Raw genomic sequence first — 13,222 nt, 5'->3', positions numbered from 1 at the left:
CCTATAATGTTTTGAAGAATTCTGTCGTTCTTCTAATTCCCTCTTCAAAGCTAATTTTTGGACTATAGTCACTTACGCTTTGAAGTTTTGTTAAATCTGGACGTCTTCTCTTAGGATCATCTTTTGGAAGATCTAAGAAAACAATTTTAGACTTACTTCCAAGGGCCTCTATTATAAATTTTGCAGTCTCTAAGATAGTGTACTCATCAGGATTTCCACAATTAAATGGTGTAGGATCATCTGAGAACATAACATTATGAATGGCATCGACTAGGTCAGTAACAAAGCAAAATGATCTTGTCTGGCTACCATCACCGTAGACAGTAATATCTTCGTTCTTCATGGCCTGATTGATAAAATTTGGAATTACCCTTCCATCATTTGCTCTCATTCTTGGTCCATACGTATTAAAGATACGTATGATACGAGTATCTAGCCCGTACTTTCTGTGAAAGCTCATAGTCATTGCCTCAGCGAATCTCTTAGATTCATCATAGCAACCTCTAGGTCCAAGGGTGTTAACGTGACCTACATAGTCTTCAGTTTGTGGGTGAATTTCTGGATCACCGTAAACTTCACTTGTAGAGGCCTCTAGAAATCTAGCTTTCTTCTCAAGGGAAAGTTCTAGCAGAGCTAGTGTTCCTTCACTATTGACTCTCATGATTTCCATTGGAATTAATCCAAAGTCAATTGGAGACGCGGGAGAAGCTAGTGAGAAGACGTAATCAATATCTATTCCCGAGAAGTCAGGAAGAGATTCATAAATATTACATTCATGAAATGTGAAGTTTTCATATTTCTCTAAGATTTCAATATTTGATTTACTACCCGTAATGAAATTATCAAGCCCTATCACTTTGGCATCAAGGTTTAGGTAGAACTCGCAAAGAGTTGATGGAACAAATCCCGCAGCGCCTGCAACAAGAATTGTTTTTCCTTTAAGAGTTGTTGGTAGTTGTACCTTTGTACTCATTCTATATCTCCGAATTTATTCAATAATGGCGTAACTGTATCACAGTTGACCCGATAAGTAATAATACCCCACCTAGAATCTGTTGAAAAGTGAGTGCCTGATTTAAGAAAATCCAATTAACTATCACTGCACAAAATGGGAAGAACATCTCTGCCAGCGCTCCCACTCTTGCGGAAACAAGTTTTAGACCTTTATAGTAGAAATACATTCCAAGAAGTCCTGAAATCACGACCATTGCAAGGATCTTACCCCAAGTAAGAGGATTTGAATCCATATGAATCTCTCCTGTAAGGAGAATGGGAATTAGACAAATAAGTCCCATGAAGAATCTTCCGGCCATAATTTCTTGCTCTTTGAATCCACAGCTCGAGAGCTTCTTTCCAAATACAGTCGAGCAGCCCCAACTAAAAACCGCTAAGAATGTCAGTCCGTAACCAATGAGAAATTTTTGATCGAGAAGACTTCTATCAAAATTAACTTCTTTTAAACCCCAAGCAATATCGTTGTATGAAATAAGTCCTCCACCAATGAGGCAAACAATTGCCCAGAGAATAAAATCCTTTCTCATCTTCTCTTTAAGAACAATAGAGGCCAAAGTAATGGCAATAATTGGTTGAAATTTTTGCAAGAGAATAACGAGTGAAGGATTAATTAGTGAGAACGCTCTCGTAAATGCAAGAGTTCCAATAGCTGAGCCTAGACCACCAATAATAAGAAAATAGAACACATAGGCAACACGCGCTTGCCAAAATACTTTTATCTTTTTTACAAAGAGAGGAATGAAGAAAAGAGTGAGAATAAGATGTTCTGTGAAAACAATTCTACTGGCTGAGACTCCCTCTCCCAAGAGAGGGTAACGAATCAGCGTGTCTATCGCCCATAGCGTACAAGCAATTAATATATAGAAAATACCCTGCATCTACTTATTCTCATCCATAAATTGATCAAAAGACTCTCTAGCGCGAGCGGAAGCTTTTGCTTTCTTTATTTTCTTTCTAAGCTTTCTATTCTTTCTCTCTTCTTTATTAAGAGCGACTGTTGGAAGAAGTCCAAAGTTAATATTTGAAGGACTTGGCTTATGAACAGTCATAATATAATTAACGAGGGCCCCAATCCCTGTATCAACAGGCCATGCAACGGCTGGCTTACCTTCAAGCTTTCTTAGAACTTGCCAGGCAACATAGAGACCCATCGAAGCGCTTTCTGTATAGCCTTCAACTCCAGTAATTTGTCCAGCAAAGTGAATTGACTCGTACTTCTTTGAACTTAAGTCAAAATTTAAAAGCTTCTTTGAATTTAGGAAACTATTTCTATGAACAGAACCTAAGTGAATGAAACTCGCTTCAGCGAAACCTGGAATTTTTCTAAAAACACGAATCTGTTCTTTATAAGTAAGCCTCGTCTGAAAACCAACAAGATTGAAAGCACTTCCAAGTAAGTTCTCTTTTCTAAGTTGAACACATGCGTATGGGAGTGTTCCATCTTCTTTTTCAAGACCAATTGGTTTCATACAAGAAAATCTCGCTGTATCTACACCACGCTCGGCCATAATATCTACAGGTAAGCAGCTCTCAAAGAATTTATAATCTTCAAACTTCTGGGCCGGCACTTTCTCGGCCTCAACAAGTTCTGCAATAAAGTCTTCATACTCTTCTTTAGTCATAGGAGCGTTCAAATAATCTGCAGACTCCCCCTCTTCTTCGCTAAGTTCTTTATGACGATCTTTATAATAGAGTTTTGAATAATCTAGTGAATCCGCATCAACGACTGGTGCAATTGCATCGTAGAAGTAGAAATCATCTTCCGTTAAGTCACTTGTTAACCACTTTTCAAGTTTCTCTGTTGTAAGAGGCCCAGTGGCAACAATTGTATAAGAACATTCAAGCTTCTCTTGAAGTTCAAGCGGATTCTCGGCCTCTACTTCAATGACTTCAATATTTTCGTGAGACTTGAGTCCCTCAGTTATTGCTTTTGAAAAATCTTCTCTATTCACAGCTAGAGCGTCACCAGCTGGAACCGCATATTCCATTCCCTTAGACAATATATAAGAACCCATTGCATTCATTTCATACTTTAAAAGTCCGTGACCTGAATCAGGGTTCATGCTCTTAAGAGAATTAGTACATACCAGTTCTGCAAAAGTCTTCATTTTTTGCGCAGGGTTAAGGGCCAATGTCTTACACTCAGCAAGGACAACTTTCACACCGTTATTAGCCAGAAAAGTCGCCGCATCTGTTCCCGCCAGACCTGCACCAATTACCAGAACTTTCTTACCTTCAAATTTCATTTTCCACTCTGCTGTTTTTTCGTCTAAAATAGGATAAATACAAAGCGAGAATTTACCTTTTAGGACACGTACATGCAAATAAACATCCACCAAACACACCACACAATTGGTGATTTTGATGCCATTTTTACATATCTAAAAAATATTACTGAGAATAATAAGAATTCCTCTGAACTTCACGTCTTTCCTGAGCTCTTCCTAACTGGCTATCCACTTCAAGACCTCTGTCTACAAAGGTCATTTATTGAGAGATATGAAGATCTACTCAAGAAAGTAAACGCACTGCAGGACAGCTCTTCACCAACTCTTCTCATCGGAGGGCTAGACTATGAAATGGATGAAGATGGAATTCCCTTTAAAATAAAGAATGTCATTTTTGAGTTTGGCCCAAAAGGGCTTAGGCCAATTTATACAAAGAAGCTTCTTCCTAATTACGATATTTTTGATGAACAGAAGTATTTCAGCGCTGGTTCTGAGAATTGTATTTATCAATTTGAAGACAAATCGTTTGGACTCTTAATCTGTGAAGATATGTGGATGAGCAGTATGCACTCTACCGATCCAGTGAAAGAATTATTTGAAGAAGTTGAAAATTCAAAAATCAAACTTGATGGAGTTATCAACCTCTCGGCCTCTCCATTCTACTTAGGAAAGGATAAGACTAGACTCATACGCTCTTCGGAAATCTCTAAACTCTTTGGCTGCCCTTTTATCTACACAAACCGCGTAGGTGGGGAAGATGAAATCTTATTTGATGGATCAAGTTTCGTAGTAAATGGAGCGAAGGTCACTCATAGAGCTAAGTTCTATCAGCAAGATATCTTGAACTATATTCTTGAGGACTTTGATGGAGAAAGAGACTTAGAAAAGGCCCTTAATGACAAAGTCAACTCTTGGGAATCTCTCTTTAAGGCCAATATTATAAGGAATGACAATGGAGACTACAGGCTTCCAGAATTATCAGATGAAGACTGTGAAGAAGTTCTCCAATCTATTCGCTTTGGAATTCAAGAATACGCTAAGAAGTCCGGGTTTAATAAATTTGATGTGGCCCTTTCTGGTGGAATAGACTCCGCTCTCGTCCTTGCCATCATGAAACTCTCCCTTCTTGAAGATCAAAACCTCGAAGCTATTTTTATGCCAGGCTTCTTCTCCGCAACAATGAGCTACGACCTTTCATTTGAAATGTGTAAGAAGATTGGAGTGAAGCTCTCAACTTTCCCAATTAAATTTGCCCATAGCTCACTTAGAAACCAATATAACGACGTCTTCAAAGATCCAATGGAAGGCCTTTGTGATGAGAATATTCAAAGTCGCCTTCGTGGAGCAATTCTCTACGCAAGATCAAATCAGAGAAACTCCATGGTGCTCAACACCTCTAATAAGTCTGAGCTGAGTGTTGGGTACTCCACTCTTTACGGAGATAGCGTAGGAGCAATTAGCCCACTCGGAGACTTATATAAAACCGAAGTCTTTGCATTATCTAAGTATATTAATAAGAAATATGGCAATATTATCCCAGAAGGAATTATTTCCAGACCTCCATCTGCTGAGCTGCGAGAAGATCAGGAAGACTCTCACTCACTTCCGGAATATGATGTGCTAGATACAATTCTAGAGGGGCTACTTTCCTACCGCTTAGGAACGAAAGATCTCATCGAAATGGGATTAGATTCCGAAGAAGTAAGTAAAGTTTTCAACCTTTATTCTCGAAGTGAATATAAGAGAAAACAATTCTGTCCAATTATAAAAATAAAAGCTAAAAGCTTTGGAACAGGATACCGAATTCCAATTTGTAAAAAGAATTAACCTTAGGAGTAACAAATGGATTTTAAAGTTCAAGATTTTATGAAGCAATTAAAGAATATCGGAAAGGATATTGAAGAAATTGTAAAAAACAACGAGCTAAAAGACGTACAAAAACAAGTTAAGAGTTTTGTAAAGAAAGCTGAAAAAGACGTAAAGAACCTTGTCGAAAAAGATGTAAACTTACTTCTTTCTAAGTTTGAAAAAGAAAAGAAGAGAATTGAAAAAGTCGTCGATAAAACTGTTCAATCAGAAGTTAAAAAGGCGAAATCTTTCGTAGACGAACAAATGAAAGAGCTTACCAAACTTCAAAAGCAAGTTGAAAAGTTTGTGTCTTCAAAAACTGGAGCTACGACAACAAAGAAGAAGAAAGCACCTGCTAAGAAGAAAGCTGCTGCAAAGAAGAAAACTGCTAAGAAGACGACTTCAGTAAAGAAGAAGGCCGTAGCGAAGAAAACAACAAAGAAAGCTGCACCTAAGAAGAAGCCTGTTGCAAAGAAGACTCAGTCTAGTAAAGCACCCGCTAAGAAAAAGTAATTTAAATTTAGTTTAGATATAAGAAGGAGAGGTTTATTACCTCTCCTTTTTTTTAGCCCGCGGCCTTAATCGAATAATCTTCGATATACTTTAAGAAATCATCTCGGAGGATAGGCTTTTCAAGATAATCATTGAAAGTGGATTTATTAATCTTTTCAACCTCATCTTTAGAGGTGTGTGCCGTCAATGCACATATAAAGAGTTCCTTACCATTATTTGAATCTCTAACCTCGCCTAGCACTTCAAAGCCGTCTTTCTGAGGCATTTGAATATCGAGAAAGAAGAGATCAAAGTTTTCTTTACTTATATAATCTAGCGCGACACTAGAGTCCGACACCATGACGAATTCATCGGAGGACTTTTTCGCATAGAGTTTTAGTAAATTTAAATTATCCACACTATCATCTAAGAGTAAAATGCGCATAATCTACCTTCCCTTATTAAATGTTAAAGTAAATGTCGTTCCCTTATTTTCCTGACTTTCTACTTCTACTTTTCCACCATGTTTTTCAACTATATCTTTCACAATACTTAATCCTAGTCCTGTACTTTTTTGTCCTTCTAATCCTATTCTTCCAACTCCCGACATCCTGGAGAAGAGTTTCTCTAAATGCTCAGGAGCAATACCTATTCCGGAATCTGAGATACTACACTTTATGGAGTCCCCTTCTTCCCATATTCTGGTCTCAACTTTACCACCAATTGGAGTAAACTTATGAGCATTAGAGTAAATATTTGAAAAGACCCGGCGGAGCATGGCCTCATTGCCAAGAATGATTGGCTTCTTCACATCAAGTGTGAGTTTATATTCAAGATCTTTCTTTGAGATCCCTTTTATCTGCTTTAGTATATATTCTATGATTCTTACAATCTCTATTTCTACTGACTCAACTTCACCGCTTAAATGAACCTCACTACAAGTGAGTAAGTCATTCACTAAAGTGAGTAAGTCTCTCGAGGCATTATTTATAATCTCAACCATTTCAGTCCCATCTTCACTTAGAGCAACATCAGACTTTAAGACGTCTGAGTATCCAATAATAGAATTAAGAGGGGTCTTTAAATCGTGTGAACAGACTGCAAGGAATTGATCTTTTAGATTACTTAGGTTCTTCAATTCTTCTATGTAAATATTTTGTGACTTTGTATTCTGAGAGCTTTCTAGCTGCAGCTTCATCTTTGAATAGAGTTCTTCTTTTAGAAATGGCTTAGAAATATAATCATTTCCTCCACTTCTATAAAACTCTAAGATCTCTTCCTTTTCAAGTGTTGAAGAGGTGAAAATAATGGGCAATTCTTTTAGCCCTAATTCATTTCTAATTTTTTGAGTGAGTTCAGCACCATTCATCTTGGGCATGAGATAATCAACAAGTAGCAAATCAGCAGTATCTTTCTTTAAAAACTCAAAACACTTCTCTCCTGAATCAAACCATTTTACAGAGGATCCCATATTTTCAACATAGGAAGAGACAATGCGCGCAGAGGTCTTGTCATCTTCGACGACTACTACTCTTGCCCCCTTCCAAAGAAGATCTGGCTCTAAGAGATTTCTAGAAATTTTAATAATTTTTGCAATATTAGTTCTCTCAACAAAATCACTTCCACCATTTGAAATAGATTCTACTCGCTGAGAAATACTATCACTCTCACCAAGAAAGAGAATTGGCGTTGCCGATAAATTGTAATCAATCACTCTAGAGCTTCGAATAAACCTTGCAATGTTGAAACCTTCTTCACAAGTAGGAAGAAGAAACAAACTCGGACACTTTGTCTCGACAAAGTTTTCCACACCCTTACGATCAGCGCAAGTATAGACACTATAGCCTTTACTGGAAAAGGTCTCCTGGATACGCTCCGTTGAAAAATTTCTGTGGTTTATTATTAGTATATTCATTGCACCCTATTCTATCGGTAAACCTAGATTAAACTAAATTAATTTTACCACATAAGAGGCTGAAAATACTTACTAGTTAAGGAATCTTTAGGAAAAATTGTTATTCGAAACACTAAGTCATGGCAAAATAGAGTGGTGCTTATCTAAATTCAGATAATTAGAATTTAAGACGTAGGAGGTGCTCGTGGAGCCATTTACAGTAGAGATAGATGATGACCTAGAAGATATAGTTCCAGGCTTTCTCGAAAATAGAAAGAATGATGTTTTAGAACTACAGAACTTCTATGAGAAACGTGAGTTCAAAGAGATTGAGCGAATTGGACATAAAGTCAGTGGTAGCTCAGGAGGCTATGGCTTCCATCAATTGGGAAAGATAGCCAAGGAAATTGAGCTTAGCGCCGGAGAAGAGAATGAGGAAAAGGTAAGAAAACTTATTACTGATTTTATAGATTACGTCGATAACGTAGAGGTAAAGTTTATAAAGGTGGATTAATTGAAAGAGACCAAGAAGTATATTCTCATAGTCGATGATGATCTAGATATTCTAGTTTTCTGTGAGAAAATTCTTTCAAATATTGGAGCCGTCGTTCTTAAGGCCACTAATACCGAAGATGCTCTCTCTAAAGTATTAGAGTATGCACCACATATGGTTTTTCTAGATATTAATCTAGAAAATGAAGCGGGCTTTGCCTTATTAGATGCTTTAAAAGAAAGAGAAATACTTAAGCACTTAAAGGTTTATATGATCTCTAGTGAAAAATCAAAAGAGTCTATTCTTCTTTCAAAGAAATATGGTGTTCAGGGATACTTAATAAAACCACTGAGTAATAATACCTTAATAAATACAGTACGAAAGTATTCTAAAGAAAAGGCCCTCCCAGAACTTACAGCGATGGATGAATACAAAGAGGCAAAAGTATTTGTTCCAGGAGAAATAATTAAATTTAATGAAATCTCCTTTGTCATAAGATCTAAAGTAAAATTTATGACTAAGGAGAAAATTGAAATTGAAAGTAATTTCTTCAATGAAATGAATGTAAAAAAAGGACATATAAAAATCTATCAGAAATCGAGAGATATTAATCCTGGAATTTATGATACCGTCATGCAGATGATTGGTCTCCCAGAGTCAATACTTCAATTAATAAGAAAGCGCCAAAAGAGAAGGGTTTAATTTGGATAAAAAGAAGATTCTCACCATTGATGACGATAAAGATATAAATGTCTTTCTAAAAGATATTTTATCGGCAGAGGAATACTTTGTGAGAACAGCTCTGACTGCTTCCGAGTTCTTTGAAGAATTTAATAAATTCACGCCCGATCTCTGTATCGTAGACTTAAATCTAGAAACATCAAAGGGCGCTGGCTATGAGATTCTACGAGCAATTAGAAAGAAGTTTGGAAATCAAATAAAAATCGTTATTGTCTCCAGAAGATTTGCAGAAGTGGACATCCAAAAAGGTCTCGACCTAGGAGCAGACGATTACATCACAAAACCTCTCGATAAAACGACAGTACAATGTAAAATAAATGCTGTTCTAGGTGATATGTATAAAGAATCGTCTTCTCTTCCCTATTTCGCAGTTCCTTCAACATCTAGAGATTCATATATTGAACTAGACCTCAATCTTGTCTCACTAGACGAAGAAGGTGTTACTTTTAAATCATTTAATTTCATTTCTAAAGGAAATAAAATTAAAATGACGGGAAAACTCTTCCAAAGTATTTCATCAGAGAAATTCGTCTATGGAACAATAGAGTCCTCAGTGAGAGAAGAAGATTCTATTAGTTATCTTATTACTGTTAAATTTGATTTTGATGACTTAGAACTTATGGCAAATGTTAGACGTGTTCTTCTTGGAATAGATAAGATCTAAGTAGTATGAGTCATCTTCTTAATGACTGATTGAAATGTTTCTTTATCAAAGGGTTTATTCATAAAGTAAGTATTTCTTTGATCTGCTTCATAGAACTCTTTTACATATTGATTATTAGCAGAAATATAGATAATTGGAATTTCAATTTTTAAGATCACTCGAAGCATATCTCCTAACTTAAATCCATTAATATGCTTTAGATTCACATCAATAATTAAAATATCTGCTTTATTTTCAGAAACATATTCCATGGCCTCAAATTCATTCTCAAATGAATGACCATGTCCTAAGTTACAATTCTCTATATACTTATTAAGTAGAGCAACCATTTCCGAAGAGTCATCAATGACGATAAATTTAAGTTCCATTAGCAATTCCTAGTTATGCACTTTCTGGGAGTAAGTAGTGCTCAAGCTTATACTTCTTGAGATAGTAGTTAACATTAAAACCATTACTATCTCTTATAAGTAGAGGTATTCCCTTTGAAAGCAGATACTTAAATAATACTTCATTCCTTTTAAACACTGCAATCATTAAATAAGTTTTCCCGTTAACTCTTCGATTTAACGGAGCTCCTGCCTCGATTAGAGTTTTTGCCATTTCTAAATTGCCTCTAAAAATGGCAAAATATAAAGGCTCTCTGCCATCATTATCTTTCACTGTGAGTTTAGCACCTTTACTTAGAAGGTATTCTACGATTTCAAGCTGATCTTTTATAACTGCAAAGTGAAGGGCCGTGTAACCTCCTCGGCACATATTATCAATCTTCTCTCCATCACGAAGAGCTTCTTTGATTTCTTCTAAATCTTCCAAGAAGACAGCAATCATTAGTCTTGTATATCCCTCATCGGTTCTCGCTAGAGGTCCTTGTGACTTTAACTCTTCTAATTCGTTTAAGTGTTTTATTTTTAAAATTTCTCTATTATTTATATGAGAATTCTCGCCAGAAATAATCGTTATATGCTCATCACTACTTTCTGAGTTTTCTCCAGAAACAATATTAACCGCCTCAGTAAGATCTTCCTTCGTCCCTCTAACTAATTCACTTCCACTATCTTCTTCTAGAAATCCATCTATATGAAAGGACTCCTCACCTATATCCTCACCTTGGCCTTTTACCAGGTGAATTTCTTCATTTGGATTAAACTTTGTCGCTCCATATTCAAAACCTTTATAACTCGATAAGAGATTTACAATTTCTTTCTTCGTAAAAGGTTTTGCCAAGCAGTCCAGAATATTAATATTCTTCTCTACAATTCTTTGGCAAAAGACATCAGTAATATGAGAACTCATGAGAAAAACGGGTCTATCTCCACTATTTTTCAGTATCCGATAACTTGTTTCATTATCTCCAATAATTATATCTAGAAAAATAAAAGCGATATCGTCGTGTTCTAAATGAATAAGAGCTTCTTCAACATTTGTTGCAAAGTGAAGCTTAAGATTTAAATCTTTAAAGTGAATCTTAAAGAGAGCATGAATGTCTAAATCATCATCAACAATGAGAATATGTTTCATAACTCTATTTTCGGCATTTTTATTTATTTAGTAAGTGATTCTTTGAAAATTCAGTTTTTCTAAAGATTCACTCACAACTTCTCCGCGACGCGCAAAATGATTTTCTGACTTATAAACTCTTTTATGTCAGAATATTAGACTAAATCAGAGAGGTATTGTGAAAGCACTTGAAAGAAAGTTAGGACTAGTTTCAGTCGTCGCGATAAGTATTAGCGCGATGCTTGGAAGTGGAATATTTGTTTTACCCAGCTTGGCCATCGCTCAGACGGGTCCATCAGTTTGGCTTGCTTACTTACTTGCTTCACTTTGCGTACTTCCAGCCTCCATGTCTAAATCTGAACTAGCCACGGCCATGCCTACTTCCGGAGGAACCTATGTCTACCTCGAGAGAACATTTGGTCCACTCGCTGGAACAGTTGCTGGTCTAGGTCTATGGCTTTCTCTACTTTTAAAAGCGGCTTTTGCTCTTGTGGGTTTTGGAGCTTACTTAACTATTCTCGCAGATGTTCCTCTAATTCCGACAGCGATTATTTCACTTCTCTTTATCACTATTTTAAATATATTCGGAGTTGGAAAAGTCAGTAGTGCATTAATGGTTGTAGTTGCTATCGCTATCACATCTTTAATTGCGCTAAGTGGTGTGAGTATTCCTATTTTCAATATGAATATGATGACTCCATTTATGACTGGTGGAGCTTCTGGACTCATGTCATCGACCGCCCTCGTCTTTGTCTCCTATGCAGGAGTCACTAAGGTTGCTGCCATTGCGGAGGAAATCAAATCACCAGAGAAAAACCTTCCAAGAGGAATATTACTCTCCCTAGCTCTTGTAACAGTCATTTACTGTGTTACAACATTTACGCTTGTTGGGAGTGTGCCAGCCTCTGAACTTATAGGAAATTATAAGCCTCTTTACACTATGGCACTCACCGTTGGTGGCAATGGTTTTGCTATCTTTATCTCAGTAATAGGTATTCTCACGATGATCTCAATGGCCAATGCTGGAATACTCGCTTCTTCCAGATTTCCTTTTGCGATGGGAAGAGACAGACTACTTCCAGGAGCCATTGGACAGCTTCACAAAAAATACCTAACTCCTGTTTGGAGTATACTTCTATCTGCAATTATTGTGGCCATGGCGATTCTCTTTATGGATGTCACAAAAATTGCCAAACTCGCCTCTGGCTTTATGCTACTCATTTATGTTTTTGAAAATATAGCAGTCATTGTTCTTAGAGAAACAAGAGTTCAATGGTACAAGCCACAATTTAAAAGCCCAATGTATCCATTCCTTCAAATTCTAGGGATTCTTAGTGGTGTAGGACTTCTCTTTGGAATGGGCTTCATCATCGTTACCGCAGTTCTAGTCATTTCTATTCCTGGAGTAGTCCTCTTTCTCGCTTATTCAAGAAAGAGAACAACTAGACGTGGAGTTGTAGGAATTCGAGGAAAGAGAACAGACCTTGTTGAAGATAGTTCAAGTCTAACTAACTTCTATGAAAGTATAGATCTTACAAAAGATGCAAAGGTTGTTGTCTCCCTTTTTGGCAATGAAAGAAGTCCTGAAACTCTCATTGAAATGGCCGCCGCCATGAGTGAAGGAGAGAACCTCGAAGTTGCTCACTTTACAGAAGTTCCAGAGCAAACTGAGCTAAAAGACCTTAATACAGAGACAGTTTATCTAAGGTCACTTAGAAGAAGAATTATCGCCATGTCTGTGGAGCAGAATATCCCTATTACTTTTGACCCTATTGCTAGCCACGACATTTCTAGAAGTGTTTTTGAAATTAGTCAAAGGCTTCATTGCCAATGGCTCTTCAAAGAATGGGGAGGAAAGAAACGTGGAAACTTTACGGTACACAATCCTGTAGGTTGGCTTCGAAATCACTTGCAATGTAATCTTGCAATCTTTAGAGATACAGGTGTTCGCTACATTCGAAAGGTTTTAGTGATTGTTAATAATAATTGTGATTACGAATTAGTCGTTGATACAGCTGATCACTTTGCGGCAATGAATAAAGCGGCACTACACCTAGTGAAAGTATTTCCAAAAGATACTTCCCCTCAAGAACTAAAATCTGCAGAAGAAAGATTATCCCTTCTAAGCCAGAGTACTAAAGTGCAATCAAAATCGAGTATTATAACTTCTAATGAAGCGGTTGAAGATATTATCCAACTAACAGCAGAGTACGATCTCTTTGTTTTTGGAGCTTCCAATCACTCTTGGCTAAAAGACCTCTTCGGAACAGATGATGATAGGCTTATTGCAGGAGCGTCTTGTTCAGTAATCTCAGTCCAGAGTTCACAAATCATTCACGAGGGTAAGTAGA

General features: G+C 36.8%; 13 protein-coding genes. 6 read left to right on the top strand and 7 right to left on the bottom strand.

The genetic code is table 11. The annotated features are described in order from the left end of the window. Position 1: 1 nt before the first annotated feature. From CES88_RS01140 to trmFO, 3 genes are read right to left on the bottom strand one after another with little or no spacing between them, the layout of a single operon-like run. The gene (locus CES88_RS01140; protein WP_290729827.1) at positions 2–973 is read right to left on the bottom strand and encodes an NAD-dependent epimerase/dehydratase family protein; all 972 of its coding nucleotides are present in this window, start codon (positions 971–973) and stop codon (positions 2–4) included. 19 nt (positions 974–992) lie between these two features. Beyond that, positions 993–1,892 (bottom strand): EamA family transporter, encoded by a 900-nt coding sequence (locus CES88_RS01135; RefSeq protein ID WP_290729824.1) that lies wholly within the window; start codon positions 1,890–1,892, stop codon positions 993–995. Next, positions 1,893–3,260, bottom strand: coding sequence for a methylenetetrahydrofolate--tRNA-(uracil(54)-C(5))-methyltransferase (FADH(2)-oxidizing) TrmFO (trmFO, locus tag CES88_RS01130; protein WP_290729821.1), 1,368 nt, complete (start codon positions 3,258–3,260; stop codon positions 1,893–1,895). It abuts the gene before it with no gap. 72 nt (positions 3,261–3,332) lie between these two features. Between trmFO and CES88_RS01125 the strand changes: the two genes are divergently transcribed. Further along, positions 3,333–5,069, top strand: a complete 1,737-nt coding sequence (locus tag CES88_RS01125) for an NAD+ synthase (protein WP_290729818.1) — start codon at positions 3,333–3,335, stop codon at positions 5,067–5,069. 15 nt (positions 5,070–5,084) lie between these two features. Next, positions 5,085–5,603 (top strand): hypothetical protein, encoded by a 519-nt coding sequence (locus CES88_RS01120; protein WP_290729815.1) that lies wholly within the window; start codon positions 5,085–5,087, stop codon positions 5,601–5,603. Positions 5,604–5,655: 52 nt separating this feature from the next. Here CES88_RS01120 and CES88_RS01115 read toward each other — a convergent pair whose 3' ends face one another. Both CES88_RS01115 and CES88_RS01110 read right to left on the bottom strand, forming a co-directional pair. Further along, entirely contained in the window at positions 5,656–6,027 is a 372-nt protein-coding gene (locus CES88_RS01115; protein ID WP_290729812.1) for a response regulator, read from the bottom strand. 3 nt (positions 6,028–6,030) lie between these two features. After that, on the bottom strand, positions 6,031–7,497 hold the full coding sequence (locus CES88_RS01110; RefSeq protein WP_290729809.1) for a response regulator: 1,467 nt from the start codon (positions 7,495–7,497) through the stop codon (positions 6,031–6,033). Positions 7,498–7,681: 184 nt separating this feature from the next. On the opposite strand from CES88_RS01110, the gene CES88_RS01105 reads away from it, so the two are divergent. The 3 genes from CES88_RS01105 to CES88_RS01095 are packed head-to-tail and all read left to right on the top strand — an operon-like array spanning position 7,682 to position 9,374. Further along, the gene (locus CES88_RS01105; RefSeq protein WP_290729806.1) at positions 7,682–7,990 is read left to right on the top strand and encodes an Hpt domain-containing protein; all 309 of its coding nucleotides are present in this window, start codon (positions 7,682–7,684) and stop codon (positions 7,988–7,990) included. After that, on the top strand, positions 7,991–8,671 hold the full coding sequence (locus tag CES88_RS01100) for a response regulator (protein WP_290729802.1): 681 nt from the start codon (positions 7,991–7,993) through the stop codon (positions 8,669–8,671). A gap of 1 nt (position 8,672) precedes the next feature. Further along, positions 8,673–9,374, top strand: coding sequence for a response regulator (locus tag CES88_RS01095; RefSeq protein ID WP_290729799.1), 702 nt, complete (start codon positions 8,673–8,675; stop codon positions 9,372–9,374). Here the strand turns inward: CES88_RS01095 and CES88_RS01090 are convergent. Both CES88_RS01090 and CES88_RS01085 read right to left on the bottom strand, forming a co-directional pair. Further along, a complete protein-coding gene (locus CES88_RS01090) occupies positions 9,371–9,742 on the bottom strand; it encodes a response regulator (protein WP_290729796.1) in 372 nt (123 codons plus the stop codon). The two genes, CES88_RS01095 and CES88_RS01090, sit on opposite strands and share 4 nt — an antisense overlap. Before the next feature lie 13 nt (positions 9,743–9,755). After that, on the bottom strand, positions 9,756–10,892 hold the full coding sequence (locus CES88_RS01085) for an ankyrin repeat domain-containing protein (RefSeq protein ID WP_290729794.1): 1,137 nt from the start codon (positions 10,890–10,892) through the stop codon (positions 9,756–9,758). 157 nt (positions 10,893–11,049) lie between these two features. Here CES88_RS01085 and CES88_RS01080 point away from each other — a divergent pair, with 157 nt between their 5' ends. Next, positions 11,050–13,221 (top strand): amino acid permease, encoded by a 2,172-nt coding sequence (locus tag CES88_RS01080; RefSeq protein ID WP_290729792.1) that lies wholly within the window; start codon positions 11,050–11,052, stop codon positions 13,219–13,221. The last annotated feature ends 1 nt before the right edge of the window (position 13,222 follow it).

It is taken from the genome of Halobacteriovorax sp. JY17, from assembly GCF_002753895.1.
Classification (GTDB): domain Bacteria; phylum Bdellovibrionota; class Bacteriovoracia; order Bacteriovoracales; family Bacteriovoracaceae; genus Halobacteriovorax.
The sequence above is the reverse complement of the archived record's forward strand: the minus strand, read 5'-3'. Positions and strand labels throughout refer to the sequence as shown.

Coding starts and splice junctions, on each gene's coding strand:
- CES88_RS01110 (WP_290729809.1), bottom strand. CDS start 7,497: ATGAATATACTAATAATAAACCACAGAAATTTTTCAACGGAGCGTATC.
- CES88_RS01135 (WP_290729824.1), bottom strand. CDS start 1,892: ATGCAGGGTATTTTCTATATATTAATTGCTTGTACGCTATGGGCGATA.
- CES88_RS01125 (WP_290729818.1), top strand. CDS start 3,333: ATGCAAATAAACATCCACCAAACACACCACACAATTGGTGATTTTGAT.
- CES88_RS01085 (WP_290729794.1), bottom strand. CDS start 10,892: ATGAAACATATTCTCATTGTTGATGATGATTTAGACATTCATGCTCTC.
- CES88_RS01090 (WP_290729796.1), bottom strand. CDS start 9,742: ATGGAACTTAAATTTATCGTCATTGATGACTCTTCGGAAATGGTTGCT.
- CES88_RS01120 (WP_290729815.1), top strand. CDS start 5,085: ATGGATTTTAAAGTTCAAGATTTTATGAAGCAATTAAAGAATATCGGA.
- CES88_RS01115 (WP_290729812.1), bottom strand. CDS start 6,027: ATGCGCATTTTACTCTTAGATGATAGTGTGGATAATTTAAATTTACTA.
- trmFO (WP_290729821.1), bottom strand. CDS start 3,260: ATGAAATTTGAAGGTAAGAAAGTTCTGGTAATTGGTGCAGGTCTGGCG.
- CES88_RS01140 (WP_290729827.1), bottom strand. CDS start 973: ATGAGTACAAAGGTACAACTACCAACAACTCTTAAAGGAAAAACAATT.